Origin of the sequence: Nocardioides sp. Soil777, assembly GCF_001428425.1 — a bacterium.
GTDB lineage: Bacteria > Actinomycetota > Actinomycetes > Propionibacteriales > Nocardioidaceae > Nocardioides > Nocardioides terrigena.
This window is the reverse complement of sequence record NZ_LMSN01000005.1, coordinates 21,214-45,995: the sequence shown is the minus strand read 5'-3', so window position 1 is coordinate 45,995 and position 24,782 is coordinate 21,214. Positions and strand designations below refer to the sequence as shown.

General features: G+C 73.3%; 20 protein-coding genes. 9 read left to right on the top strand and 11 right to left on the bottom strand.

What is annotated here, in order from left to right:
* Positions 1 to 178: 178 nt before the first annotated feature.
* From ASG88_RS05760 to ASG88_RS05745, 4 genes are read left to right on the top strand one after another with little or no spacing between them, the layout of a single operon-like run.
* Positions 179 to 1,102, top strand: coding sequence for an ABC transporter ATP-binding protein (locus tag ASG88_RS05760; RefSeq protein ID WP_082599981.1), 924 nt, complete (start codon positions 179 to 181; stop codon positions 1,100 to 1,102).
* Entirely contained in the window at positions 1,099 to 1,899 is an 801-nt protein-coding gene (locus ASG88_RS05755) for an ABC transporter permease (protein ID WP_235534746.1), read from the top strand. Before ASG88_RS05760 ends, ASG88_RS05755 begins: the two co-directional genes overlap by 4 nt.
* The gene (locus tag ASG88_RS05750) at positions 1,896 to 2,978 is read left to right on the top strand and encodes a sensor histidine kinase (protein WP_056886483.1); all 1,083 of its coding nucleotides are present in this window, start codon (positions 1,896 to 1,898) and stop codon (positions 2,976 to 2,978) included. The genes ASG88_RS05755 and ASG88_RS05750 overlap by 4 nt, the downstream gene beginning before the upstream one ends.
* Positions 2,975 to 3,580, top strand: a complete 606-nt coding sequence (locus tag ASG88_RS05745; RefSeq protein WP_056886482.1) for a response regulator transcription factor — start codon at positions 2,975 to 2,977, stop codon at positions 3,578 to 3,580. Before ASG88_RS05750 ends, ASG88_RS05745 begins: the two co-directional genes overlap by 4 nt.
* A gap of 4 nt (positions 3,581 to 3,584) precedes the next feature.
* On the opposite strand, the gene ASG88_RS05740 is transcribed toward ASG88_RS05745, so the two are convergent.
* From ASG88_RS05740 to ASG88_RS05730, 3 genes are all read right to left on the bottom strand, one after another.
* On the bottom strand, positions 3,585 to 4,772 hold the full coding sequence (locus ASG88_RS05740; RefSeq protein ID WP_056886481.1) for an NAD(P)/FAD-dependent oxidoreductase: 1,188 nt from the start codon (positions 4,770 to 4,772) through the stop codon (positions 3,585 to 3,587).
* Between the two features lie 123 nt (positions 4,773 to 4,895).
* On the bottom strand, positions 4,896 to 5,108 hold the full coding sequence (locus ASG88_RS05735; protein WP_056886480.1) for a DUF6458 family protein: 213 nt from the start codon (positions 5,106 to 5,108) through the stop codon (positions 4,896 to 4,898).
* Between the two features lie 314 nt (positions 5,109 to 5,422).
* A complete protein-coding gene (locus ASG88_RS05730) occupies positions 5,423 to 7,207 on the bottom strand; it encodes an NHL domain-containing thioredoxin family protein (protein WP_157559580.1) in 1,785 nt (594 codons plus the stop codon).
* Positions 7,208 to 7,259: 52 nt separating this feature from the next.
* Between ASG88_RS05730 and ASG88_RS05725 the strand changes: the two genes are divergently transcribed.
* From ASG88_RS05725 to ASG88_RS05715, 3 genes are read left to right on the top strand one after another with little or no spacing between them, the layout of a single operon-like run.
* Positions 7,260 to 8,096, top strand: coding sequence for a maleylpyruvate isomerase family mycothiol-dependent enzyme (locus tag ASG88_RS05725; protein ID WP_056886478.1), 837 nt, complete (start codon positions 7,260 to 7,262; stop codon positions 8,094 to 8,096).
* The gene (locus tag ASG88_RS05720; RefSeq protein WP_056886477.1) at positions 8,093 to 9,046 is read left to right on the top strand and encodes an oxidoreductase; all 954 of its coding nucleotides are present in this window, start codon (positions 8,093 to 8,095) and stop codon (positions 9,044 to 9,046) included. The genes ASG88_RS05725 and ASG88_RS05720 overlap by 4 nt, the downstream gene beginning before the upstream one ends.
* Before the next feature lie 40 nt (positions 9,047 to 9,086).
* Positions 9,087 to 10,094 (top strand): glycerophosphodiester phosphodiesterase, encoded by a 1,008-nt coding sequence (locus ASG88_RS05715; protein WP_056886476.1) that lies wholly within the window; start codon positions 9,087 to 9,089, stop codon positions 10,092 to 10,094.
* Positions 10,095 to 10,109: 15 nt separating this feature from the next.
* Here ASG88_RS05715 and ASG88_RS05710 read toward each other — a convergent pair whose 3' ends face one another.
* Positions 10,110 to 11,720 (bottom strand): hypothetical protein, encoded by a 1,611-nt coding sequence (locus ASG88_RS05710; protein WP_056886475.1) that lies wholly within the window; start codon positions 11,718 to 11,720, stop codon positions 10,110 to 10,112.
* 154 nt (positions 11,721 to 11,874) lie between these two features.
* Here ASG88_RS05710 and ASG88_RS05705 point away from each other — a divergent pair, with 154 nt between their 5' ends.
* Positions 11,875 to 13,440 (top strand): phospholipase D-like domain-containing protein, encoded by a 1,566-nt coding sequence (locus ASG88_RS05705; RefSeq protein ID WP_056886474.1) that lies wholly within the window; start codon positions 11,875 to 11,877, stop codon positions 13,438 to 13,440.
* A gap of 12 nt (positions 13,441 to 13,452) precedes the next feature.
* Here ASG88_RS05705 and ASG88_RS05700 read toward each other — a convergent pair whose 3' ends face one another.
* The 5 genes from ASG88_RS05700 to ASG88_RS05680 all read right to left on the bottom strand — a co-directional run bounded on the left by ASG88_RS05700 (position 13,453) and on the right by ASG88_RS05680 (position 20,047).
* Positions 13,453 to 15,141 carry a phytase gene (locus tag ASG88_RS05700; protein WP_157559579.1) on the bottom strand — a complete coding sequence of 563 codons (1,689 nt, stop codon included), beginning with the start codon at positions 15,139 to 15,141 and terminating at the stop codon, positions 13,453 to 13,455.
* A gap of 94 nt (positions 15,142 to 15,235) precedes the next feature.
* Entirely contained in the window at positions 15,236 to 16,072 is an 837-nt protein-coding gene (locus ASG88_RS05695) for an ABC transporter ATP-binding protein (protein ID WP_200956365.1), read from the bottom strand.
* Positions 16,069 to 17,922, bottom strand: coding sequence for a branched-chain amino acid ABC transporter ATP-binding protein/permease (locus ASG88_RS05690; RefSeq protein WP_082599980.1), 1,854 nt, complete (start codon positions 17,920 to 17,922; stop codon positions 16,069 to 16,071). The genes ASG88_RS05695 and ASG88_RS05690 overlap by 4 nt, the downstream gene beginning before the upstream one ends.
* Positions 17,919 to 18,803 (bottom strand): branched-chain amino acid ABC transporter permease, encoded by an 885-nt coding sequence (locus ASG88_RS05685; RefSeq protein ID WP_056886472.1) that lies wholly within the window; start codon positions 18,801 to 18,803, stop codon positions 17,919 to 17,921. The genes ASG88_RS05690 and ASG88_RS05685 overlap by 4 nt, the downstream gene beginning before the upstream one ends.
* The gene (locus ASG88_RS05680) at positions 18,803 to 20,047 is read right to left on the bottom strand and encodes an amino acid ABC transporter substrate-binding protein (protein WP_056886471.1); all 1,245 of its coding nucleotides are present in this window, start codon (positions 20,045 to 20,047) and stop codon (positions 18,803 to 18,805) included. Before ASG88_RS05680 ends, ASG88_RS05685 begins: the two co-directional genes overlap by 1 nt.
* Before the next feature lie 249 nt (positions 20,048 to 20,296).
* Here ASG88_RS05680 and ASG88_RS05675 point away from each other — a divergent pair, with 249 nt between their 5' ends.
* Positions 20,297 to 21,856 carry a phytoene desaturase family protein gene (locus ASG88_RS05675; protein WP_056886470.1) on the top strand — a complete coding sequence of 520 codons (1,560 nt, stop codon included), beginning with the start codon at positions 20,297 to 20,299 and terminating at the stop codon, positions 21,854 to 21,856.
* A gap of 83 nt (positions 21,857 to 21,939) precedes the next feature.
* Here the strand turns inward: ASG88_RS05675 and ASG88_RS05670 are convergent, their stop codons facing one another.
* Together ASG88_RS05670 and ASG88_RS05665 are read right to left on the bottom strand one after the other, a co-directional pair.
* A complete protein-coding gene (locus tag ASG88_RS05670; protein ID WP_082599977.1) occupies positions 21,940 to 23,367 on the bottom strand; it encodes an amidohydrolase family protein in 1,428 nt (475 codons plus the stop codon).
* 43 nt (positions 23,368 to 23,410) lie between these two features.
* Complete coding sequence (locus tag ASG88_RS05665) at positions 23,411 to 24,781, bottom strand: 2-oxo acid dehydrogenase subunit E2 (RefSeq protein WP_056886469.1); 1,371 nt, start codon at positions 24,779 to 24,781, stop codon at positions 23,411 to 23,413.
* Position 24,782 lies beyond the last annotated feature (1 nt).

Sequence of the window (24,782 nt, the reverse complement as noted above, 5' to 3'; positions counted from 1 at the left end):
GAGCGTCCCGCGCTTCCCGCGCATGCAACGCGGTGTTGGTCGGGCGAGACAGGGCTTCGATGCCTCGTCCCGCCTGACCAACACCGCGTTACTCGTCTCGGGGGGCATGACAGGTGTCACCCCCAGGTCGTGACAGCCGGACCGGGCACGCGCCGCCCGTCGCCGCCACGCTGGAGGCATGAGCACACCTGACCCTCTCCCGGCGATCCGGGCCACCGGCCTCACCAAGTCCTTCCGCCTCCCCGACGGCTCGACCGTGACCGCCGTCGACGCCGTCGACCTGACCGTCGCCCCCGGCGAGATCGTGGCCTTCCTCGGCCCCAACGGTGCCGGCAAGACCACCACCGTCGACATGCTGCTGGGCCTCACCACGCCCACCGGCGGCACCGTCGAGGTGTACGGCGAGGCGCCCGGGCACGCGGTCGCAGCCGGCCGCGTGAGTGCCGTCATGCAGACCGGCGGCCTGCTCCCCGACTTCACGGTGCTCGAGACCGTGCAGGCGATCGCCGTCCTCCACGGCCGCCGCGACCGGGTCGACGAGGTCGTCGAGCGGGCCGGGCTCGGCCCGCTCGCGCGCCGCCGGGTGCAGGCGTGCTCCGGCGGCGAGCAGCAGCGCCTCAAGTTCGCCCTGGCCCTCGTGCCGGACCCGGACCTCATCGTGCTCGACGAGCCCACCACCGGCATGGACGTCGGCGCCCGGCAGGCCTTCTGGGAGGCCATGCGTGCCGACGCGGCCACCGGGCGGACGATCGTCTTCGCGACCCACTACCTCGTCGAGGCCGACGAGTTCGCCGCCCGCACGGTGCTCATGAAGGACGGCCGCATCGTCGAGGACGGCCCGACCGCCGACGTGCGCGCCGCGTTCGGGGGGCGCACCGTCTCCTTCCGGCCTCCCGCCGACGTGGTCCACCGCGACGGCGTGGACCCGGAGTGGCTGGCCCGGGTCGGCCAGGCCCTGGCCCCCCTCGGCGTGACCGGCGTCGACGTCTCCAGCGCCAGCCTCGAGGCGGCCTTCCTGGCCCTGACCGCAACCGACGTCCCCACCCCCGACCCCGACCCCGCTCACCTCGACCGCACCGACCTCGCAGGAGCTCCCCGATGACCGCCACGACCCTCCCTCCGTCCCGGACACCCGCCCGTTCCGCCGGCCGCTCGCCCGCCGCGCTCGCGGGCTACGCCGCCCTCGACCTGCGCCGCCAGGCGCGGGACCGGGTGCAGATGTTCTTCGTGGTCGGGCTGCCGGCGTTCATGTTCGTCGTCTTCGGCCTCGGCTCCGACGAGCCGGCCGGCAGCGCCGACGTCGCGATGTACGTCATGGTCTCGATGGCGGCGTACGGCGCCGTCACGGCGACCACCGGCGTGGCCGGCAGCGCCGCCCTCGAGCGGACCACCGGCTGGGGCCGACAGCTCGCCCTGACCCCCTTGCGCCCGATGTCCTTCCTCGCGCTCAAGACCGGCCTGGCGATGGTCGTCGCGGCGGTCCCGGTCGCCCTGATCTACGCGATCGGCGCGGCGACCGGTGCGAGCGGCACCACCTCGGACTGGATTCTCTCGGCGGCCATCGTGTGGGCGGGCTCGGCGCTCTTCGCGGTCTACGGCCTGGCCGTCTGCCTGGCCTTCCGCAGCGACAACTCCGTCGGCATCGCGTCGGGCCTGATCGTGATCATGGCCTTCCTCGGCAACGTCTTCACCCCGATGTCCGGGCTGATCCTCGACATCGGCCGCTTCACCCCGCTCTACGGGTACGCCGCGCTGGCCCGCTACCCGCTCACCGACGGCTGGACGCCGACCGGCACCCACGACCCGCTGTGGCTCCCGGTCGCTAACGTGCTCGGGTGGACGGTGATCTTCGCGGCGGTGGCGCTCTGGGGCCTGCGTCGGGGGCAGGAGCGGGTGTGACCCCCGCGGACCCGTCGTACCTGACGTCACCCGTCTCCCCGTGGGAGCGGTGGGCGTGGGTCTTCGCCGGGATCTGGCTGGTGTTCCTGGTCTACCCGGTCATCGAGACGTTCCAGTCCACCGACTCGGTCGTGGTCACCACCCTCGGCCTGACCTTCATCGCGGCGTTCGCCGTGGTCTACCTGGCCGGCTACGGCTGGCTGGCCCACCGGCCGTGGCTGGTCTTCGGGCTGCTCGTCGCGCTGGCCCTGGCGACCGCGACCATCATCGGCGTCGAGGCGATCGGGCTGACGCCCTACCTCGGCGTGTACTCCGCGCTGATGCTGCCTTCCCCGTGGTGGCCGCGCACCACCCTCGCGGTGGCGCTGCTCCCCCTGCTGTCCCTGGTCGCGGGCGACGGGTTCCCGGTGTTCTTCTTCCTCATGGTGTGGCCGATCATCATCGGGATGGTCCTGCTGCGGCTCTTCACCGAGGGCGAGCACCGTGCCGACGAGAGCCGGGCGATGCTCGCGCTGGTCGCCGAGCGGGAGCGGGTCGCCCGCGACGTCCACGACGTGCTCGGCCACTCGCTCACCGCGATGAGCATCAAGGCCGAGCTGGCCGCCCGCCTCATCGACGTGGACCCCGACCGGGCCCGCGCCGAGCTGGAGTCGATCCAGGAGACGGCCCGCCAGGCGCTCGCCGAGGTGCGCGCCACCGTCGGTGGTCTCCGGGCGGGCAACCTCGAGGCCGAGCTGGCGGCGGCGCCGCAGGTGCTGGCCGACGCGGGCATCGAGACCCGGGTCCTCGGGTCCGTCGCCGACACCGACCCGCGGCACCGCACCCTGCTCGCCTGGGTGCTGCGGGAAGCGGTGACCAACGTCGTCCGGCACGCCCGCGCGTCCTGCGTGGTCGTCGAGCTCGGGCCGCGAGGCATCACCGTCACCGACGACGGCACCGGTCTCGCCGGGCCCGCGGGAGGGACGACCCCGGAGGGCAACGGCCTGCGAGGCATGCGCGAGCGGGTGTCCGACGCGGGCGGCACCCTGGAGCTGCTCGACGCGCACCCGGGCACCCGCGTGCAGGTGGTGCTGCCGTGATCCGGCTGCTGCTGGCCGACGACCAGGCACTGGTGCGCGGCGCCCTGGCCGCCCTGCTCGACCTGGAGACCGACCTCACCGTCGTCGCCCAGGTCGGTCGGGGCGACGAGGTGCTCGCCGCCGCCCGCGAGTCCGGCGCCGAGGTCTGCCTGCTCGACATCGAGATGCCCGGGCTCACCGGTCTCGAGGTGGCCGAGCAGCTGCGGGCCGAGCTGCCCGGCGTGCGGTCGCTCATCGTGACGACGTTCGGCCGGCCGGGCTACGTACGCCGGGCCCTGGACGCCGGCGCGGCCGGGTTCGTCGTCAAGGACACGCCCGCGCGCGAGCTCGCGGACGCCGTACGCCGCGTGCACGCGGGCCTGCGGGTCGTCGACCCCGGCCTGGCCGCCGAGTCACTGATGGCGGGACCCTCGCCGCTCACGGTGCGCGAGGCCGAGATCCTGCGGCTGGCGCTCGACGGCTCACCGGTGGTCGCGATCGCCCGGGCCGCACACCTCTCGCAGGGCACGGTGCGCAACCACCTGTCCGCGGCGATCGGCAAGACCGGCGCCAGCACCCGGGCCGAGGCGGCCCGGGTCGCCCAGTCACGCGGATGGCTGTGAGGCGCTAGGACCCGAGGTCGGCGAGCGGGACGTCCGGGTCGGCGAAGCCCTCGGGGACCGGCTTGCCCACCAGCGCCCGGATCGTGTCGGTCGCGTCCCAGTCGTTGGCCTGCATCCCGGCGACGACGGTGCCGTCCTTCGCCCACAGCACGGTGAGACCGGCGACCAGGTCGTCGCCGCGCACGACCACCTCGTCGGCGCCGTCGGGCCCGACGCTGCCGACGTACTCCATGCCCATGTCGTACTGGTCGGTGAAGAAGTAGGGCATCCGGTCGTAGGGCTCGTCCTCCCCGAGCATGGCGCGCGCGGCGGCCTGGCCCTGGTGCATCGCGGTGTCCCAGTGCTCGACGCGGATGCGCCGGCCCAGCGCGGGGTGGTCGTGGTTCGCGACGTCGCCGACCGCGAAGACGTAGGGGTCGCTGGTGCGCAGCGTCGAGTCGACCAGGATGCCGTTGTCGACCTTCAGCCCCGCCTCCCGGGCGAGCGTCTCGTCGGGGACGGCGCCGATGCCCACGACCACCAGGTCCGGGGTCACCTCGTGGCCGTCGGACAGCCGCACCGTGCCGTCAGCCGCCGAGTCGATGCTCGTGCCGAGGCGCAGGTCGACCCCGTGGCCGCGGTGGAGCTCGGCGAACTTCACCCCCAGCTCGGGACCGAGGACCCCCAGCAGCGGCTGCTCCGCGGGCTCGACGACCGTGACCTCCGCCCCGGCGAGGCGGGCCGCGGCGGCGACCTCGAGGCCGATCCAGCCCGCGCCCACGACCAGGATCGTGCCCATGAGGGCGTCCCGGAGGGCCAGCGAGTCGTCGAGGGTGCGGAGGTAGGTGACGGGCACGCCGGCGGAGTCGAGGTCGTCGAGCCTGCGGGGCGTGGCCCCGGTCGCGATCAGCAGCCGGTCGTACGGCGCCGACTCGGCGCCGGCGTGGACCTGGCGGCGGTCGAGGTCGATGGACGTCACCTCGGTGCCGGTGCGGAGGTCGACGTCGTTGTCGTCGTACCAGTGCTGCTCCATGACGTGCGCCGACTCCGGCGTCGCGTCGCCGAGGAGGATCCCCTTGGAGAGCGGCGGCCGCTCGTAGGGCAGGTGCCGCTCGGCGGCGAGCACCACGATCCCGCCCTCGTGGCCGTGCTCGCGGAGCTCGCGGGCGGCGTGTGCGGCGGCGATGCCCCCGCCGATGATGACGATGTCCATGAGTGCCCCTGGGTGAGTGCGCCGGCCGCGATGAGCGGACGCTCGCACGCTACGCGCGCGGAGGGTTCCACCGCCACACACCCAGGGGCATCAGGTCGGCCCTCGAGGGTCCGACCCTCCAGCTCAGACCTCGCGGCGCTCCTCGACGTGCGTGGTGCGCGAGCGCTGCTGGTTCATCACGAGCGCGAGCACGAGCGAGAGCACGCCCGCGGCGACCAGGATCCAGCCGAGGGTCTCGCTGGCGACGTACTCGTCGAGCGCGCCCCCCAGGTCCACGGCTCCGGTCAGCAGGATCAGACCGAGGACGAGCAGGACGATGCCGAGACCAATACCCATGATCCACTCCTTCGTACGACGGCGCCGGTGCGCCGCCTCTCCCCCGAGGGTATTGCGGGCTCGTCCGGATTCCGCGCACCGGCGGCCTCGGAGGGGTCCCTGCGGCCGGTGCGACCTGCGGTACCCACGACCGCAGGTCGCATGGCCCCGGCCGGGGCCCTTCCTCGCGCGCGATAGGACCTGCGGTACCCACGACCGCAGGTCGCATGTCCCCCGCCGGGGCCCTTCCTCGCGCGCGATACGACCTGCGGTACCCACGACCGCAGGTCGCACTGGTCGCGAGGCCCTCCGTGGCGCGGCGAAAAGCCCGCGACTCAGGTCGTGGCGCCCCCGAGGGGCAGGTCCAGGACACCGACCCCGTCGGCGGAGATCTGGACCGGAACACCCCAGTCCTGCTGGTGCATGTGGCAGGCCGCGCCGTCGCCGCCACCCTCGTCGCAGGAGGCGGCGCGGGCGGCGACGTGCAGCACGCCGTCGCCGACGGCCGGGTCGAGGACGAGCTCGCGACGCAGGTCGGTGCCGCGGCCCTCGCCCTCCCGGAGCAACGCCGGCGGGGTGGCCGTCACCAGGAGCTGGGAGGGCGGCCCGAAGCGGTCGTCGACCTTCTGTCCCGGCGGCGGGGTGAAGGAGATGTCGAGGACCAGCCGGGCGGCCACGTCGGTGACGGGGCGCTGGGTGGTGTGGCTGAAGTCGACCGCCGCGACGCCGGCGTCGAGGGGCACGCGGGTCAGCCGGTGCCCGGCGGACTCGACGACCACCAGGCCGCCCCCGTCCTCCTCGGACCAGTACAGCCCGCTCGGCTCGGCGAGGTCCACGGCCAGCGTGGTGAGCTCGCCGTCGGCGAAGCGTCGGACGGCGCCGTTGTAGGTGTCGGCCACCGCGACCGACCCGTCCGGCAGGACGGCCACCCCGAGCGGGTGCTGGAGCAGCGCGTCGGCGGCGGGACCGTCGCGGAAGCCGAAGTCGAAGAGGCCGGTGCCGACAGCCGTGCGGACCACGGCCGGACCGCCGTCGGAGACCGGCGCCTCGATCCACCGCAGCGACGACGTCTCGGAGTCGGCCAGCCACATCCGGTCGCCGTCGGGCGCGAGCCCGCTCGTCTGGGCGAACCACGCGGTGGTGGCCGGGCCGTCGAGCAGGCCCTCGTTGAGGGTGCCCGCGGCGACCTCCACCGCCCCCGTCACCGGGTCGTAGGTCCAGAGCTGGTGGATCCCGGCCATCGCGATCCACACCCGGCCCTGCCACCAGGCCACGTCCCACGGGCTGCTGAGCCGCTCGGTGCCGTCGCCCTGCATCCACTGGGTGCCGTCGCCGGCGAGGGTGCTCACCTCGCCCGTCGCCAGGACGAGCCCGGCGATCCGGTGGCCGACGGTGTCGGCGACCACGACGTCGTACCCGACCCGCTCGGCGATCTCCGAGGGCAGCAGGCAGAGCCCGTTGGGCTCCCGGAAGCCGCCGAAGCGGCGTACGACGGCGCCCTCCAGGTCCAGGACGACCACCTCGTCGTGACCCGCGTCGGCGACGAGCACGGAGCCGGACGGGGCCAGGGACAAGGTCAGGGACGACGGCAGCGGCACCGCCTTGGCCGGGAAGCGCAGGTCGCTCGGCTCCACGACGGGAGGGACGTACGGCGAGTCGCCCGGCTGCAGGGTCCCGCGCTCGCGGTGCTGGGGGACCAGCTCCTCCAGCAGCGAGGCGATCGCGTGGGCGTGACCCTCGCCGGCGTACTGCGCGACGACGTAGCCCTCCGGGTCGACCAGGACCAGGGTCGGCCAGGCCCGCGCGGTGTAGGCCTGCCAGGTGGTCAGCTCGGGGTCGTCGAGCACCGGGTGGTGCACGGCGTAGCGCTCGACGGCGGCGACCAGCGCGTCCGGATCGGCCTCGTGGACGAACTTCGGCGAGTGCACGCCGACGACGACCAACTCCTCGGCGTACTGCTCCTCCACCGGGCGCAGCTCGTCGAGGACGTGCAGGCAGTTGATGCAGCAGAACGTCCAGAAGTCGAGCAGGACGAAGCGGCCGCGGAGGTCGCGGATGGACAGCGGCGCGGCGGTGTTGAGCCAGCCTCGGCCGGTGAGCTCGGGGGCGCGGACATGCATCCGCCCATTCTCGCGCGGCGCCGGTGACGCCGGTGCCACTAGGGTGCGCCCCATGAGCACATCCCCCGCGGACGGCAGCGGCGACAGCGCGCTGACCGGCTACGTCGACCTGTGGTGGCAGGCCGTCAACGACTTCACCGCCCTGCTCGAGAAGGTGCCTGTCGAGCAGTGGGGCACCCCGACCGACCTGCCCGGCTGGGACGTGCACGCGGTCGCCGCGCACACCGCGCACCTCGAGTCGCTGCTGGCCGGCGGCGAGCACGTCGACGTGGAGATCGGCGACGCCCCGCACGCCCGCGGGATGATGGGCCAGTTCACCGAGCAGGGCGTCGTCGCCCGCCGGGACGCCACCCCCGACGACCTCATCAACGAGATCCGGGCGGCCGCGACCGCCCGCCACACCGCGCTGCTCGCCGACCCGCCGACCGACCCGGCCGCCCCGGCCCCCGGTGTCTTCGGCGCCATCGGCTGGACGACGCTGACGCTGCTGCGCAACCGTCCGCTGGACCTGTGGATGCACGAGCAGGACGTACGCCGCGCCGTCGGCCAGCCGGGCGGGCTCGGCGCCGACGCCGCCGCACACTCCACCGACTACCTCTGCGAGAGCCTCGGCTACGTGCTGGCCAAGCGGGTCGGCGCCGACCCGGGCACCACCGTCGTCGTCGAGGTCGAGGGGCACGAGCCCGTCGCCGCGACCGTGACCGACGAGGGCCGGGGGCGCCTGCTCGACGAGGTCCCCACCGAGCCGACCGTGGGGCTGCGCACCGACCGCGAGTCCTTCATCCTGCTGGCCGGCGGTCGTCGCGAGCCCGAGGCCGGCCGCGTCGAGGTCTTCGGCGACACCGACCTCGCCCGGCGGGTCCTCGCCGGGCTCGCGGTCACGCCGTGACCGATGGCGTCCCCCAGCCGCACGCCAGCAACGGCTGGGACCTCCACGACATCCCCGACCTGACCGCCCGCACCACGCTGGTCACCGGCACCACCCTGGGCGGGCTCGGTCACCACACGGCCCTCGAGCTCGCCCGCGTCGGCGCCCGCGTCGTCCTGGCCGGCCGCAGCGACGACAAGCTGGCCGCCACCGCCGCGGCGATCACCGCCGAGGTCCCCCGCGCCCGGCTCGAGCGGCTGGTGGTCGACCTGTCCGACCTCGGCTCGGTACGCCGCGCGGGCGACCGGGCCTCCGCGCTCGGTCCGATCGACGTGCTCGTCAACAACGCCGGCATCATGGCCGTCCCGCTGCGCCGGACCGCGGAGGGCCTCGAGTCGCACATGGCGACCAACCACTTCGGACCCTTCCTGCTGACCGGGCTGCTGCTGCCGCAGGTCACCGCCGCCGGCGGCCGCGTGGTCACCCTCTCGTCCAACATGCACAAGGCGGCCCGGCAGGCCCCGCTCGGCGACCCGCGTCACCAGGAGGGCCGCTACCGCCGCTGGCAGGCCTACAGCCAGTCGAAGCTGGCCAACCTGCTCTTCACCTTCGAGCTCGACCGCCGGTGCCGCCGGGCGAGTCTGCCCGTCAAGGCGCTGGCCGCCCACCCGGGCTTCGCCGGCACGCACCTGATGGCCAACGGGCAGTTCGGCCGCGGCCGCGGGGGTGCTGCGTCGATCCTCGACGCCGCCGTCAAGGCCGTGTCGCAGTCGGCGGCGATGGGCGCGTGGCCGACGTTGATGGCCGCGACCGCCGACCTGCCGGGATCGACGTACGTCGGGCCGAGCGGGCTGGGCGAGATGTCCGGCACCCCGCAGGTCGTCACCCCGCGCCGGCTCGCGCTCGACGCGGACGCCCAGCGCCGGCTGTGGGAGATCAGCGAAGAGGTCACCGGCATCACCTATCCGTGAGGCCTTCCCGGCGTCGGTGCCGACCCCTAGGGTCGGCCGCGTGAAGAACCTCGGCGCCGCGCTCGCCCTCCCCACGCTGCTCGTCACCCTGCTCGCGACGCTGGTCGCCGGCCCGGCGCACGCCCGGTCCGGGGCCGAGGACAACCCGTGGCTCCAGCAGCGGGTGCTCAACATGGCCCACTCCGGCGGTGAGCGCGAGGCCCCCACCAACACGATGTACGCCTTCAAGCGCGCGGTGGCGCTCGGCGCCGACATGATCGAGCTCGACGTGCAGTCCACCCGCGACAAGCAGCTCGTCGTGCTGCACGACGCCCGCGTCGACGAGACGACCGACGGCACGGGCAAGGTCGAGGCCATGCCCCTGCGTCAGGTGCGCCGCCTCGACGCGGCGCACTGGTTCGTCCCGCGGCGCGGCACCACCCACGACGCGGCCCAGCGGAAGTACCGCTTCCGCGGCGTGCGCACCGGCGACCGGCCGGCACCTGACGGCTACAAGCGCACCGACTTCGCGGTCCCCACGCTGGCCCAGGTCCTCCGGCGCTTCCCCGACGTGCCGATCAACATCGAGATCAAGGGCACCGCCGACTCCGACACGGCCTCCTACGTGCGCACCGGCCGGCTCCTCGCGGCACTGCTCGACGACGCCGGTCGCGACGACGTGATCGTGACGTCCTTCAACGACACCGCCCTCGCCGACTTCCACCGGCGCTCGCCGCAGACCGCGCTCGCCCCCGGGCAGCAGGGGATCACCGCCTACTTCCTCTACGGCACCCGCCCGATCGAGGGCACGGTGGCCCTCCAGGTGCCGGTGGAGAACTCCGGCATCCGGATCCTCACCCCCGAGTTCGTCGCCCGGGCCCACCGCGACGGCTACGCCGTGCACGTGTGGTTCAGCGGCACGGCGCCGGACGACGCGGCGACCTACAACGCGATGATCGACGCCTGCGTCGACGGCCTCATGCCGGCGCGCCCGACGCTGCTGGAGCGGATCCTCGACGAGCGCGGCATCGAGCGCCCGGGCCGCCCGGGCGTGCACCCCTGCACCTGACGGGCCCGGGGCAGCTCAGTCCGACGCGTCCTTGGGCTGCCGGTCCTGCACCCGCACCATCCCGGCCAGCGTCGCGACGTACGCCGTGCCGTCGGGCGCGAGGGTGAGCGCCGCGTGGTCGTTGTCCATCAGCACCCCGGTGCCGGTGCGCACGCTGAAGTACGACCGCCCGGTGCGCACGTCGATCCCGGTGAGGTACCACGCGCTCACGCCCCACCACGACGGCCGCTTGGCGTAGGCGTAGACCAGGCCGGACGCCAGGGACACCCGTGGGACGCTCGACGGGGCGACCACCTCGCTCGTCCACCGCACCCGGCACTCGCCCCCGGAGCGGTCGGCCGGCACGTCGACCCGGGCCATCCCCCCGGAGGTGCCCCGGCCGAGGAGGGTGCGCACCGGGCTCGCGTAGCCGTGCGTGTTGGCGACGACCACGCCGCTCCCGACGCTGGCCAGCGCGGTGCCGCTGGCGCTGGCGTCGTCCTCGAAGACGGCCGCCCGGCAGATCTCCACGCCCGTGGACCGCTCCAGCATCAGGACGTGCATGCGCGGCTCGGCGTTGTCGGTGATCGCGACGACGCCGCCGTCGAGGACGACCGGCGCGGTGCCGCTGCCCCGGGTGGTCTGGCCGGTCTTGCGCTCCGTGCCGCGGTCGTACTCCGTGCGCCAGGCGATGCCCGGGGTGCCCGACCCGTCGAGGACGAGGCGGTGGAGGGCGTGGGTGGTGACGACGTACGTCGCGCCGGTCTCGTCGGTGCTGAACGGGCCGGCGACCTCCTCGCCGAGGTCGAGGACGCGCACCTCACCGGAGTCGGGGGCGACGGTGCCCACCAGCCCGTCCTGGGTGGCCCACCAGATGCGGCCGGCCCAGTCGGGCAGCAGGGCGACCAGGCAGTCGTCGTTGGGGACATGAGGGGACAGGTCCCACGTGCGCGCCGTGGTGAGGTCGGGCTCGCCGTCGGCGTCGGCCGTGGAGACCGCCAGCACCCGGCGGTCGGACGTCGCCACCACCATCCGGTCGGCGGCGTCGAGGTAGGGGTGGGCGCCGCAGACCTCGTCGTCACCGTCCTCGGGGGCGGGGAGCCGCTTGGTCGCGAGCGGTCGCATCGAGTCGGGGTCGATGACGTGCAGCGCGCGGCCCCCACGGGCCTCGCACAGGCCGACCAGCCGGTCGCGGCTGTCGAGGGCGAGGGTGGCGCACTGCTCGAGGCCGTACCAGGCGGTGTCGACCTCGGGCTGGAGCCCGACCGGGCCGAGCCAGGGGCTGGTGCCGGTGCTCCACGCGTCGCCGAGAGCGGTGCCGGCACCGTTGCGGGCCAGGTGCGGGTTCTGCGGGATCGTGCCCGCCGGCACGGGGGTCGCGGACGCCGGCCGGCCGACGTACGACGGGGCGACGAGCACGCCCGTTGACTGCGGGACCGGCAGCCAGCCGTCGGGCAACAGGACCACGATCCCGGCGAGCACGGCCACCACCGCGGCGGCGATGCCGGTCCCGCGCCAGGTCACCCAGAAGCGGTCCAGCACCCACCACCGGACCCGGGGCACGCACAGCGCGACGGCGACCGCGACCGGCACCCACGGGCCGAGGGCCACCCAGGCGACGAGCAGCGCGAGGAGCAGCCAGATCACCGGCACTCCCCCGCGTCAGACATGGCCGCAAGGGTAAGGCCGCGGGTCATCCGATCCGGGCACCCGCGCGGGCGCGGACGCGGCGTACGACCTCGGGCCGGTGAGGTGTGCCACGCTCCCCGGCCCACGGACCTCCAGCGCCTACAGTGCGAGGGTGGGCGCACCCGAGGACTGGCTCCTCACCCAGGCCGAGCGGGGCAACCCGTCCACCCGCCTCGACGCCCGGCACCCGGGCGACCGGGCCTGGTCGGAGGGCAACCGCGTGCGGCCCCTGGTCGACGGCGCGACCTACTTCGCCGAGCTCCACGAGCGGCTCGAGGCGACGCGTCCCGGCGACCTGGTGCTCTTCACCGACTGGCAGGGCGACGCCGACGAGCGGCTGACCGGTGAGCCCGGCAGCGAGGTCGTCGAGGTGCTGGGACGTGCCGACGAGCGGGGGGTCGACGTGCGCGGGCTCGTGTGGCGCTCGCACAACGGCTCGATCGGCTTCACCGCCCGCGAGAACGCCCAGCTCGGCCGGGCCCTGCAGCAGCGCGGGGCCGAGGTGATCCTCGACATGCGCGTGCGCACCGGTGGCTCGCACCACCAGAAGCTGGTGGTGATCCGGCACCGTGACGACCCGAGCCGGGACATCGCCTACGTCGGCGGCATCGACCTGTGCCACTCGCGCCGCGACGACGCGACGCACCGCGGCGACCCGCAGGCCCTGGACTCCATGGCCGACGAGTACGGCGCCACCCCGCCCTGGCACGACATCCAGGCCGCGATCAGCGGGCCGGCGGTGCACGACGTCGAGACCGTCTTCCGGGAGCGCTGGGAGGACCCGACCACGCTGCGCCGCAGCCCGATCGTGGTCGTCCATGACCGCCTGCGCGGGCTGGACACCAGCCCGGACCCGTTGCCCGAGCAGCTCCCACCCCCGCCGCCGGCCGGCCGGCACGCCGTCCAGCTGCTGCGCACCTACCCCGACCTACGACAGGGTCGCGACTACGCGTTCGCCCGCGGCGGCGAGCGCAGCGTGGCCCGCGGCTACACCAAGGCGGTCGAGCGGGCCCGACGGCTGATCTACGTCGAGGACCAGTACCTGTGGGGCGACCACGTCGGCAACGTCTTCGTCGAGGCGTTGCGCCGGCACCGCGACCTGCACGTCGTCGCGGTCGTGCCGATGCACCCGGACGTGACCGGCCTCAACCGGACCGCCCAGCTGGTGGGCCGCCGCCGGGCGATGCTCGACATGCACCGCACGGCGCCCGACCGGGTGGCCGTCTACGGACTGGAGAACTCGGCGGGCACGCCGATCTACGTGCACGCGAAGACCTGCATCGTGGACGACACCTGGGCGACCATCGGCTCCGACAACTTCAACCGGCGGTCCTGGACCCACGACTCAGAGCTGTCGTCGGTCGTAGTCGACCCGGACGGCGAGTACGCCCGCGACCTGCGGCTCACGCTGGCCGCCGAGCACCTCGAGCGGACGCGCGAGGACGTCGAGGACCTCGCCGAGCCCGAGGCCATGTTCGCGGCGTACGCGCAGGCGGCGGCCGCGCTGGACGGCTGGCACGCCGGGGGTCGGTCGGGCCCGCGCCCGCCCGGTCGGCTCAGGCGGCTCGAGCCTCCGTCGATCGGGCCCGTACGACGCGCGCTCGCGCTCGCGCCGTACCTCTGGGTCCACGACCCGGACGGCCGGCCCCGGACGTTGCGGCGCGGCGACCGCTTCTGAGGGCAGGGTCCGTCAGAGGACGCCGTCGACCAGGTGGAGCGGCGCGAGCTTGAAGTTCTGCGTCCCGGACGTGCCCGGCGCGTCGTTGTAGCCGTCCTGGCACACGAAGAGTCCCTGGGGGAACGCCGGGCCGAGGTAGCCGCCCTGGGCGGCGATGCCGTCGGTCTGGTCGCAGTCGTCGGAGGTGGGGCCGTCGACGATCCGGAAGCGGCCGAGGTGCTGGCCGGTCACCGCGTCGTACCGGCTGTACCAGTTGTCGCGCGGCGCGACGACGTTCTGGGCCGAGGCGATCAGCTCGCCGCCCACGAGGGCCAGGCCCTCGACGTCGGCCGAGAGATTGGCGTCGAGCGAGGCGAGCCTGACCCGCGGCGGGACGGTGCCGGCGGCGGTCAGGTCGTACTTCCAGATGCCGACGTCCTCCTCGGAGAGGTAGAGGGCGCCCGTCGCGTCGTCGGCCACGCAGCCCTCGCCCTCGCTGCCGAGGAAGAACTGCCGCACGGCAGGCTGGACCTGCAGGAGGGTGTCGGCGTCCGCGTCGGTCAGCGGGTGCATCCGCACCCGGAACGTCGAGCGCTGCACGTTCACGACGTACAGCCCGTCACCGACCCCCGGCGCGCCCGGGTCGTACATGCACAGGCCCTCGCCCCCGGTCGAGGCGTTGCCGCTCTGCTCCTGCGCGGGCTCCAGCCGGGGCCCTTCCTCGGTGGTCGCGACCCGCCAGAGCCGGATGCCCGACTGCGCCGCGGCCACGATGTCCGCACGGACGTCGACGTTGCCGACGAACCCGGCCGTTTCGATCCTCTGGACGACCTGGCCCGACAGGTCGAGGACGGTGAGTCGTCGGACGGTCTTCTCGTTGGTGACCACCAGCGACGCCGCCGGGTCACCGGTGTCGACCCAGATCGCGGGATCGTCGGCCGTGTCCCCGACCACCCCGGTGGGCACGGTCTCGGTCGTGGAGGCGACCCTGACGGTCTCGCTCGGCGGCGGGGGCGGCGGGGGCGTCTCCGTCGGGGTCTCGGTGAACGTCGGGGTCTCCGTCGGCGTGGGCGTCTCGGTGCCCGTGGGGGTCTCCGTCGGCGTCGGCGTCTCGGTGCCCGTGGGGGTCTCCGTCGGCGTCGGGTCCGGCGTCGTCACCGAGACGGAGAACTGGTCCGCCCAGAATCCCTGACCGGGTGCCACCGAGGTCGCGTAGACGATGAAGGACAGGCTGTTGCCCGCGCCCCGCGCGGCGTACGAGAGGGCCAGGCGGTGCCACCCGGTGTCCGGCGCCTGGAGCGGCTGGGTCAGCACGCCGGGCGAGCTGCCGCTCGGGGTGATCTCCTTGACCTTGAGGTTGATGGTGCGGCCTGCGACCTCCGAGCGCACCCACACGCTCAGGTCGTAGACCTGGCCGGCGACGGTGCTCGTGACGTTGCTGGGCTTGTCCCGGAACCCGACGTCGCGCGCGACGGTCTGGGAGTTGCTGGCGCGGACTGCGTACGCCCCGTCGTAGCCCCCGGTGGTGCGCTCCACGCGGGACGACGCGTTGTACGCCGAGCTCCACGGCGCCAGGGCCGTCTCGACGCTCGTGTTCGTGACGAGCTCGGTGGTGGCCGCCGACACCGGCGACTCCACGGCGGCCAGGATCGGGACGAGCGAGAGGCTGGCGACCAGGCCACTCGCTGCCCAGAGTCGTCGACGCCGCCCCGGCACAGGCATGGAGGTCCCTTCGTGAGGTGTCCTTCGAGACTAGGCCGTCGACGCCGGGCCCGACCGTCACGAACGTGGTAATTCCCCGCAGCGCACCGGTCCGTCAGGTCGGCGGCGCGACCGGCTCCTCGCTCTTGGTCTCGGAGACCGAGCCCCCGAAGTACATCTGCGCGAGCTCGGGGTCGCCGAGCACCGCGGCGGCGGGCCGCTGGGTGATGACCCGGCCGCTCTCCATGACGATGCCGTCGGTGGCCATCCGCATGCCGAACCGCACGTTCTGCTCGACGAGGAGGATCGTCTTGCCGCTGTCGGAGAGCAGCATCACCGAGTCGTAGAGCACCTGCAACGACTTGGGGTCCAGGCCCAGCGACGGCTCGTCGAGGAGCAGGAGCACCGGGTCGAGCATCAGGGACCGGGCGAACTCCACCATCCGGCGCTGCCCGCCGGAGAGGTTGCCGGCGTTGTCGTGGGAGCGGTCGGCCACGATCGGGAACATCGAGGCGACCTGCTCGTAGCGCTGCTTCACCAGCGCCTTGTCGCGCCGGATGATGTAGGCCCCGAGGAGGACGTTCTCCCGCACCGACATCGTCGGGAAGAGCGCGTTGGACTGGGGGACCTGCGAGATGCCCAGCTCGAGGATCTCGGCAGCGGAGCAGGCGTGGATCGGCTTGCCGTCGAGGTGGACCTCGCCCTGGCGCGGCGTGAGCAGCCCGCTGACCGTCCGGAGGACCGTCGACTTGCCGGCGCCGTTGGGACCGACGATGCACGCGACCGAGCCCTTGGCGACCGAGATGTCGACGCCTTGGAGCACGTCACCACCGCCGTAGCCGGCCACGATCCCCTGCATCCGCAGCATCGGTCGGGCGGTGGCGTCCGGCGGGGTGGTCCCGCCGGCCCCGGTCGGCGCGCCGGCCGCTGCCGGCTCGTTCGACTCGCTCATCGGCGGGCCTCCTCGATGTGGAAGTCCTCGCCGAGGTAGGCATCGATCACGGCGGGGTCGTTCTTGATCTCCTCGGCGGTCCCCGAGGCCATCGTCCTGCCGCGACCCAGGACGTGCACCGGGTCGCAGAGCCCGAGGACGAAGGGCATGTTGTGCTCGACGATGAGGAAGGTCTTCCCGTAGGAGTTGAGCTCCCGGATCATCTCGCCCATCCGGTCGATGAGGACCGGGTTGATGCCGCCGGCCGGTTCGTCGAGCAGGATCAGCTTGGGGTCGAGCATCAGGATCTGGGCGAGCTCGACCAGCTTCTGCTGGCCGTAGGACAGCGCCTGCGCCCGCTGGTCGCGGAAGTCGCGCATACCGACGAACTCCAGCAGCTCCTCCGCGGCGCGCGCCTCGCTGCCGCTGACGGCGATCTTGCCGAGCCCACGCATCGAGAAGGAGGACTGGGCGGCGACGACGTTCTCCAGCACCGTCATCTCGCGGAACAGCCGGGTGATCTGGAAGGTCCTGCCCAGGCCGCGGTGCGCCCGCTGCCAGGACCGCATCCCGTCGATCCGCTCCCCCGCCAGCACGATCTCTCCGGCATCGGCGCGGATGGTGTCGTCGATCAGGTTGAAGAGCGTCGTCTTGCCCGACCCGTTGGGACCGATCAGCCCGGTGATGGAGCCCTCGGGGACGACGAGGCTGGCGCCGTCGACGGCCTTGACGCCGCCGAAGTGCTTCACGAGGCCCTTGACCTCCAGCAGCGGCCGGTCGGGCACCTCGGACCGGTCGACGACCTGGACGCGGTCGGTGAGCGAGGCCAGGCTGCCGCCGGTGCCGATGCGGGCACCCACGAGCCCCGCCTTGCCGTGCGTACGACGCCAGCTCAGCGCCGACTCGATCGCGGGCAGGATGCCGCGCGGCAGGAAGATGACGACCAGGACGAGCAGCCCGCCGAAGAGGAACAGGCGGGCGTTGCCGCCGCCGAAGCTGTTGTTGGCGATCTCGTTGAGCGGCTCGATGAGGAACGCGCCCAGGACCGGCCCCCACAGGGTGGCCTTGCCGCCGATGAGCATCGAGAGCACCAGCTGGACGCTGATGAGGATGCTGAACATCCCGCGCGGGTCGATGAAGGTCAGGTAGTAGCCGTAGATCGCGCCCGCCATGCCGACGAAGACGGCGCTGGCCATGAAGGCGATGATCTTCTCGACCGGCAGGTTGATGCCGATGGTGGCGGCCTTGGTCTCGTCCTCGCGGATCGCGATGAGGCCCATGCCCAGCTTGGTCCGGCGGATCCACCAGGACATCAGCAGCTGCAGCGCCAGCACGATGACGAGGGCGTAGTAGAAGGGCAGGTTGATGATGTCGCGGTCCCAGTCGGGCAGCGGCATGGTCAGCCCGGCGGTGCCGTTGGTGACCGACACCCAGTTGACCGCGAACACCTGCACCAGGAACAGGAACGCGACGGTGATGATCACGAACGCCGGGCCCGACGAGCGCAGGGACACCAGCCCGAGCACCAGGGCGATCAGTGCGGCCACGACGCCCGCGACCGGCACCCACCACCAGATGGAGACGTCGGGGTTGCGGGCCGCGAGCACGCCGATGGTGTAGCCGCCGAGGCCGATGAAGGCGCCCTGGCCCAGCGAGATGTAGCCGGCGAAACCGGAGATGATGTTGAGCCCGCTGGCCCCGATCGCGAAGACCAGCGAGAGGATGATCATGTTCTGGTAGTAGCGGTCGTCGGTGACGAGCGGGTAGACGAGCAACGCGACCGCGGCGGCCAGGGCGACCGCCCGGCCGATCCAGATCGGCTGGGTCCAGGGTCGGCCGGCGGGGGTGCGGGCGGCAGGACTGTCGGTCATGCGGCGACGGCATCCTCTCGGAGTCGGGTCCCGAGCAGGCCCTGCGGACGGATGAGCAGGACGGCGAAGACGATGGCGTAGGGGACAGCCGTCGCCCACGAGGGAGAGACGTACGTCGAGGTGAAGGTCTCGGCGAGGCCGAAGAGGATGGCGCCGAGCACCGCCCCGTTGAGGCTGCCCAGCCCGCCGAGCACGACGATCGCCAGCAGCCGGGCGATCCACTGGTAGTGCGACCCCGGCACGAAGGGGTAGAGCACGCCGGTGATCGCACCCCCGGCGCCCGCGGCGGCGATGCCGATCGCGAACACCAGGGCCGCCACCGACGCGGTGCGGATCCCGACCAGCTGGGCCGACGACGGGTTGGTCGCCGCCGCCCGGATGGCCCGGCCCAGCCAGGTGCGGGTGAGCACGATCCAGAGCACGACCAGCACCGCGACCGCGATCAGGCCGCCGTACACCTGGGCCTTGGGCAGGAAGATCCCGCCGATGGTGAACGACTCGTCGCCGTACGCCGGCCGGATCGCGGTGGAGTTGTTCCCCCAGATCTCGCCCATCGCCCCCTCCAGCACCAGCGCCAGCCCGAAGGTCAGCAGCACGGTGGAGGCCATGGGGGCGGACCTGATCGGCGAGACGACGATCTTGTAGGTCGCCCAGCCGATCGCGAAGATCACCGGGGTGGTGATCACGATCGCGAGGAGCGGGTCGATGCCGACCACGTCCCACAGGGTGTAGGTGATGAACGAGGCCAGGACCAGGAAGGCCCCGTGGGCGATGTTGATCACCTTCATCACCCCGAAGATCAGGGTCAGTCCGCTGGCTGCCAGGGCGTAGACACCGCCCAGCAGCAGCCCGAGGACGAGGCTCTGGAGGAAGACGGTCATCAGCCGGCGCCGCCCGGCGCCCAGTTGCGGGTGATCTCCGCGGTCGCAGCCTCCTCGGGGAGCACGATCTGGGGAGCACCCTCTCGCCACTGGCCGATCAGGAAGTCACCCTGGGGCGCCCCCGTCTCGTCCCACGAGAGCGGGCCGAGGATGGTCTCGACCTCGTTCTCGTGCAGCCAGTCGGCGAGCGCCGTCTGGTCCTCGATGCTGCCGACCGCCTCGACGGCCGCCTGGAGCACCTCACCGGCCGCGAAGGCGTCGGCGGCGTCCTCGGGGACCTCGCCCTCGCCGTACATCTCCTCGTACTTGGCCACGAACTCGGCATTGCCGGGGGTGTCCGCGTCGGGCGAGTGGCTGACGGCGTAGAAGATGCCCTCGGTGTTCTCCTCGCCGATGCCCTCGGTGAACTGGCTGCCGAAGGACGGGGCGTTGGTCTGGAAGAACATCTCCGGGGTGAAGTCCGCCTTGAGCATCGCGCGGGTCATGCCGATGCCGTCCTCGAACTGCGCACCGTGGACGACGAGCTCCGGGTCGGCGTTCTTCATCGCGCTGACGATCGTGTCGAAGTTCTTGGTGTCGATGGCGTAGGTCTCCTCGTAGACCGTCTCGACGCCGGCCTCCTCGAGGATGGCCTGGATGCCCGCGACGTTGGGTGCGGCGAACGGGTCGTCGAGGGTCGGGTACGCCGCGGTCTCGGGCATCTCGCCCTCCGGCAGCGCGGCCACCCACTCGGCGAAGACCTTGCCCTGCTTGTCGGCCGTCGACTGCTGGGCGAAGAAGAGGTACTCGAAGCCGCGGTTGAACATGTCGGGAGAGCCGCCGGCGGGCTCCACGTAGACCATCTGCTCGCGCTCGGCGACGGCGGACGCAGGCAGGTTGAGCAGCGAGGAGAAGGTCCCGAGGAGGAGGTCCACCTGGTCCTGGCTGATCAGGGCGTTGTAGTCGGTCACGATGGTGTTCTGGTTGGAGGCGTCGTCCTTGATGACCAGCTCGATCTCGCGATCCAGCAGCCCACCCTCGGCGTTCACCATCTCCTGCCACACCTTGTAGCCCTGCTCGGCCGCCTGGCCGGGCTGGGAGAACTCGCCGGTGAGCGGCAACGAGGTGCCGATGACGATCGGGTCGTCGCTGCCACCCTCGCCGCCACCGTCGTCGCCACCGCACGCGGCCAGGCTGGTGACCAGGACACCGGTCACTGCTGCGGCCATCAGTCCTCGGCCACGACCTCGGGAAATCTGGACCATGCTTCCTCCTCGGTGAATCCGCAATCGATTGCGGCATCGCCAGTGTTGTGAACTGCGCCACATGTGTCAAGGGATGCCGCCCAATTGCAACCTCGGGAGCGCGAGGAGCGCCCCTGCACGCGCCGAAGTCGCCCCATTCGGGGACGTCGGGCGACACTGACGCCGACGGCTGACAGGGGGCCCGGCGTCCTTCTGGTGGTTGCAATCGGTTGTGGCCGCTGCCACTCTGGCCCCGGAGAGGAGCACCACATGGAGAGCACCCCGGTCCCGGACGACCTGCCCGAGCGCGCGGAGGTGGTGGTCGTGGGCGCGGGGCACAACTCCCTGGTCGCGGCGGCCTACCTCGCCCGGGCCGGGCTCGAGGTGCTCGTGCTCGAGGCGGGGCCGACGGTGGGGGGCAACACCCGCACCGAGGAGCTGACCCTCCCCGGCTTCGCCCACGACTCCTGCAGCAGCGCGCACGTGCTGATCCAGAACAACCCCCTCGTGCGTGACGACGAGCTGGGCCTGGTCGCCGAGCAGGGGCTGCGCTACCTCACCACCGACCCGGCTGTGGTGATGCCGCAGCCCGACGGCGACGTGCTGGTCATGCGTCCCGACCTGGCCGACACCACCGACGAGATCGCCCGGTGGTCATCTCGTGACGCGCGGGCCTTCGGGGTGATGGTGCGCGCCTGGCGGGGTGGCCTCGGCGCGGCCCACGGTCGGTGGAGCTCCGCGCTCCCGCAGCCCGAGGGCCCCACCACCCACGCCTACCTGGCCCTGCGGTCGCGGAGCGCCTGGGACGTCGTCCACGAGACCTTCGAGCACCCGGTCGTCCGCTCCTTCGTGCTGTGGCTGGCGATGGCGACGATCCAGGACCCGCGCCGCCCCGGGACCGGCTTCCTCCCCTCCTCGCTGGCCGTCGGTCGCCTCGACCACGGCTGGACGACCCCGGTCGGGGGCAGCCAGGCGCTCCCCGACGCGCTGGTGCGCGTCATCACGGCACACGGCGGCCGGGTGGTCTGCTCGGCCACCGTCTCCGGCTACGTGACCGACGGCGACCGGGTCACCGGCGTCCGGGTGGGTGGTCGGACCGTCGCCGCGGACCGGGCTGTGGTGACCGGCGGCCACCTCGCCGTCGTGGCCGACCAGGTCGTCGGCGGCGCCCCCTCCCCCGACCTGCTCGAGGCGCGGGACACCTGGCGCCCGGGCCTGAGCGTGCTCGCCGTCCACGCGGCCCTGCGCGGCGACCTCGCCTTCGGCGACGCCGGGATCGCCAGTGCCGCGGCGGGTTTCGGCACCGCCGGCGGCATGGCCCGCCACCTCGACCGCTGTGCCGCGGGCGAGGTCGACACGGACGACCCGTGGCTGCTGGTCGTCAACCAGACCGTCGTCGACCCCAGCCGGGTGGCCGACACCGGAGGCACCTTCAAGATCCTCACCATCGCGCCGTGGCAGCGCGCCGACGGACGGGACTGGGCCGACACCAAGGACGAGTACGGCGCGGCGCTGGTCGAGCTGGTGCGGCAGCGCACCCGCGGCCTGGGCGAGGTCGACATCCTCTCGATGCGGACCGAGTCGCCCGTGGACGTCGCGACCCACAACCCGCAGAACCTCGGCGGCTCCTGCCACGGCGGTGAGTTCCTGCTCGACGACCACGTGCTGCCGGGGTGGCCGCGCTACGACACCGGCCTGGCGGGTCTCTTCCTCACCGGCTCCACGACCCACCCGGGCGGGTCGGTCTCGGGACGGCCCGGGCGCAACGCCGCCCGCACCGTGCTGACCGCCCTGGGCCGGGACCCGCTGGAGGTGATGGGACCCACCTGAGGGTCCTCGCTCGGGGGGCCCGGGCGCGAGCGGTCGAGCTCGTCCGCCCCGGAGCTCACGGGTCCCCGGGGCGGACGAGGGTCTCAGCGGGCGAGCAGGGCCGCGATCGCCTCCTCGGTGCCGCGCACCACCCGCTCGGTGTCGATGCCGAGCAGGCGTCCCCCGCGCTTGCGGAAGCGGCCGTCGACGATCACGGTGTCGACGTTCTCCGCCCCGGCGGCGAGGGTGAGGCTGTTGGCCACGTCGATGACCGGGGCCATGGCCACGTCGTGGCGACGGACCATCACGACGTCGGCGCGCTTGCCCGGGGTCAGCGAGCCGGTCACGTCGCCCAGCCCGAGGCTGGTGGCCGCGTCGAGGGTGGCCATCTGCAGCACCCGACGGGTGTTGATCGAGAGCTCCTGCTCGGCGACCCCGCGGTGCAGCCCGGTCGTCAGCCGCATCACCGCCCACATGTCGGCCGACCCGACGAGGGACAGGGTGTCGACCGAGAGCGTGAGCAGCACGTTGCTGTCGACCATGGCCTTGACCGGGGAGATGCCGTATCCGATCAGCAGCTCCGACATCGGCGAGATGCTGACGCTCGCGCCGGTGTCGCGGATCGCCGCCCGCTCCGCCTCGGTGGTGTAGAGCGCGTGGATCAGCTGGGTGTCCGGGCCGAGCATGTCCTGCTCGCCCAGCTGGCGCACCATCTCGAGCGCACCCTGCGCGCGGGTCGAGTTGGCGTGGTAGCTCACCGGCAGCCCGAGGGCGCGCGCGGCGTCGTACTCCGGACGGAAGACCGCCTCACCGACCAGGCCCGGCGGACGCCCGGCCAGGCCGAGGTGCATCAGCGGCAGCCGCCCGCTGTCGAACCACTCGCGCTTGACCCGCGCGATGTCGTCGAGGTCGATCACCGAGGTCCCGGGATAGCCCTGCGGCGTGCCGTAGGAGAACCGCCCCCGCAGCCCGATCTCGCGGTGGGCCCGGAGGTTGGCGTCGGCGTGGTCGGGCGAGCGCAGGTTGTGCGACCAGTCGTTGACGGTCGTGACGCCGCTGTTGAGGGCGTCGACCAGCGCGAGCCGGGCGCCCTGGTAGAGGTCGGACGGCAACGCGCGGACGCCGTTGGCGACGTTGAGGGCGAAGTACGCCGTCGCCGGCGACGAGCTCGACATCGACCGGAACAGCGTGGTCCACAGGTGCCAGTGCGTGTCGACCAGGCCGGGCATCACGATCGTGCCGCGGGCGTCGATGCGGGCCGCCCTCGCCGGGAGGTCCCGCCCGACCGCGACGATCCGGCCGTCCTTGACGTGCACGTCGCCGCCGTCGAGGTCGCCGACGGCCGGGTCCATCGACAGCACGTAGCCACCGGTGAGGACGTACTCCCGGGGACCGGGCCCGTGGTCGCGACCGCCCCCGCGCCCCGCCGCCGCGGGTGAGGCCACGGCGGTGGCGCCGAGCGCACCCGCGGCCGCCGCGGCGCCCCCGAGCACCGAGCGCCGGTTGAGCCCTGCCTTCTGGTTGTTCTCCATCTGGTGTCCTCCTGGGACCCCGGGCGCCGGGCGGCGCCGTCGATCAGGCGAGCAGCCGCACGGGGCGCTCCAGCAACCCGGTCAGCTCCGCCAGCCAGCGCGCGGCGACGACGCCGTCGACGGGCCGGTGGTCGACCGAGAGGGTCAGGCTCATCACGGAGCCGGGTACGACGGAGCCGTCCTGGACGACGGGCTCCTCCCGCACCGCGCCCACCGCGAGGATCGCGGCGTGCGGCGGGTTGATGATCGCGGCGAACTCCTCCACGCCGTACATGCCGAGGTTGGTGACGGTGATCGAGCCGCCCTCGAGCTCCTCCTGCCGGAGCCGTCCCTCGCGGGCGCGGCCGGCAAGCTCGCGGACGGCGGTCGCCACCGACGACACCGACCGGTGGCCGACGTCGCGCAGCACCGGGGTCACGAGGCCGCGGTCGGTCGCGACGGCGACGGCGATGTCGGCGGTGTGCCAGCGGCGTACGGCGTCGTCGGTCCAGGTGACGTTGAGGTCGGGCACCCGCTCGTGGGCCAGGGCGACGGCCTTGACGACGAGGTCGTTGACCGAGACCTTCACCTCACCGTCGAGCGCCTCGTTGAGCTCGGCGCGCAGGGCGAGCAGCCGCTCCACCCGCACCGTGGTGCGGACGTAGAAGTGCGGCGCCTCGCGCTTGCTGGTGGCCAACCGCTCAGCGACGGCACGCCGCAGGCGGGTGTGGGGCACGTCCTCGAATCCGGCCCCCGAGGACGGCTGGATCGCGGTCTCTGTCGGGGTCGGTGCGGCGGTCGGGGTGGCCGGAGGGGCGGGCGGTGACACGGCCCGGCGCGAGGCGAGCAGGGCGTCGACGTCGCGACGCAGCACCCGCTGGCGCGGTCCGGTGCCGGGGATCTCCTCGATCGCCAGCCCGGCGTCGCGGGCGATCTTGCGCGCCAGCGGACTGGCGAAGACCCGTCCCGGCCGACGGGCCGGAGGCGGGGCGTTCTCGGCGGCCGGCGCTGGGGAGTCCGCGACAGGCGACTCGGGCGCCGGCTTGACGACCGGGGCGCCGGAGCCCGGGTCCACGTCGGGCTCGGTGCGCTCGACCGGCTGGTCGGGGACGTCGCGCCGCTCGGCGATGACGGGGGCCGAGTCCTCGGCGACGCCGAGCTCGCGCAGCAGGGCGGCCAGGTCGTCGACCCGCTCCCCCACCGCGCCGAGCACGGCGATCGGGGCGCCCACCTCGACCTGCGACCCGGCAGCCACCAGCGCCTTGAGGACGACGCCGGCTGCCTCGGCCTCGACGTCGACGAGCGCCTTGTCGGTCTCGACCGTCGCCAGCGCGTCGGCTGCGGCGAACTCCGCCGACTCGGCCACCAGCCACTCGGCCAGCACCGCCTCGGTCGCGTTGGCCGAGACGCCCGGCATCCGCAGCACGCGTGCCACG

Bases quoted from the DNA above. Each gene is read 5' to 3' on its own strand.
- ASG88_RS05760 (WP_082599981.1), top strand. From the start codon at position 179: ATGAGCACACCTGACCCTCTCCCGGCGATCCGGGCCACCGGCCTCACC.
- ASG88_RS05755 (WP_235534746.1), top strand. From the start codon at position 1,099: ATGACCGCCACGACCCTCCCTCCGTCCCGGACACCCGCCCGTTCCGCC.
- ASG88_RS05740 (WP_056886481.1), bottom strand. From the start codon at position 4,772: ATGGACATCGTCATCATCGGCGGGGGCATCGCCGCCGCACACGCCGCC.
- ASG88_RS05735 (WP_056886480.1), bottom strand. From the start codon at position 5,108: ATGGGTATTGGTCTCGGCATCGTCCTGCTCGTCCTCGGTCTGATCCTG.
- ASG88_RS05730 (WP_157559580.1), bottom strand. From the start codon at position 7,207: ATGCATGTCCGCGCCCCCGAGCTCACCGGCCGAGGCTGGCTCAACACC.
- ASG88_RS05725 (WP_056886478.1), top strand. From the start codon at position 7,260: ATGAGCACATCCCCCGCGGACGGCAGCGGCGACAGCGCGCTGACCGGC.
- ASG88_RS05700 (WP_157559579.1), bottom strand. From the start codon at position 15,141: ATGCCTGTGCCGGGGCGGCGTCGACGACTCTGGGCAGCGAGTGGCCTG.
- ASG88_RS05695 (WP_200956365.1), bottom strand. From the start codon at position 16,072: ATGAGCGAGTCGAACGAGCCGGCAGCGGCCGGCGCGCCGACCGGGGCC.
- ASG88_RS05690 (WP_082599980.1), bottom strand. From the start codon at position 17,922: ATGACCGACAGTCCTGCCGCCCGCACCCCCGCCGGCCGACCCTGGACC.
- ASG88_RS05685 (WP_056886472.1), bottom strand. From the start codon at position 18,803: ATGACCGTCTTCCTCCAGAGCCTCGTCCTCGGGCTGCTGCTGGGCGGT.
- ASG88_RS05680 (WP_056886471.1), bottom strand. From the start codon at position 20,047: ATGGTCCAGATTTCCCGAGGTCGTGGCCGAGGACTGATGGCCGCAGCA.
- ASG88_RS05675 (WP_056886470.1), top strand. From the start codon at position 20,297: ATGGAGAGCACCCCGGTCCCGGACGACCTGCCCGAGCGCGCGGAGGTG.
- ASG88_RS05670 (WP_082599977.1), bottom strand. From the start codon at position 23,367: ATGGAGAACAACCAGAAGGCAGGGCTCAACCGGCGCTCGGTGCTCGGG.